At 35.8% G+C, this 752-nt stretch carries 1 protein-coding gene; it reads right to left on the bottom strand.

Going from position 1 to position 752, the window contains the following annotated elements:
* A partial coding sequence (locus tag IDG60_RS27910; RefSeq protein ID WP_206161023.1) for a flavin reductase family protein occupies window positions 1-619 on the bottom strand: 619 nt, incomplete at its 3' end.
* Window positions 620-752: the final 133 nt, after the last annotated feature.

The raw sequence follows: 752 nt of genomic DNA, 5'->3' as shown, positions 1-752 counted from the left end.
GTGCTTTCATTTCAAATATCTCATTCACTACTGTGTAATCGTAATATCCTAATCTGGCAATAGGTTTAATCGACTTAATGTCCAATTTACCATTATCAAGAATAACCTTATCGTCAATATGAACTTGAGCAACTCTTCCTATAACAATATCTACGGTAGATACTGGATCTCCAGTTGGAATACGAATCGTTTGAACGTACTCACATTCAAAATGAACTGGCGATTCTTTTACACGATATCCTGGAGCTTCTATACATTTTTCCTTTGTTACACCTGCAAAATTAAATTCATCCTCTTCTGGTGGCAATGCTTTCGATGATAAATTAACTGCTTCTCTTAAATCATACGTTGCCATATTCCACACAAACCAACCTGTCTCTTCAGCATTTTTCACTGTATCTTTACGTTCGTGATCACCAAGAACGGATTGATTTGCTGCGAACATAACCATAGGCGGATCCCAAGTTAAGTTTTGATACTGACTATAAGGCGCTAAATTATCTTTCCCATCTTTCGATACAGTAGAGATCCACCCTATTGGACGTGGTACTGTACTACTTTTAAATGGGTCGTGCGGTAAACCATGACTTCTTACACCTTGTTTTGGCGAATAATTCATACTATCTTCACCCCTTATAAGTAATTACATTTAAGGTTACGCCCTCTTTACATAAGCGTCTAATATAAATAAACAATTTATTTATAAGTAGAAACTATATATGACGTGGTTGCTTATAATTTGCGTTCTTGAT

Source organism: Staphylococcus sp. EG-SA-2 (assembly GCF_017152085.1).
The sequence above is the reverse complement of the archived record's forward strand: the minus strand, read 5'-3'. Positions and strand labels throughout refer to the sequence as shown.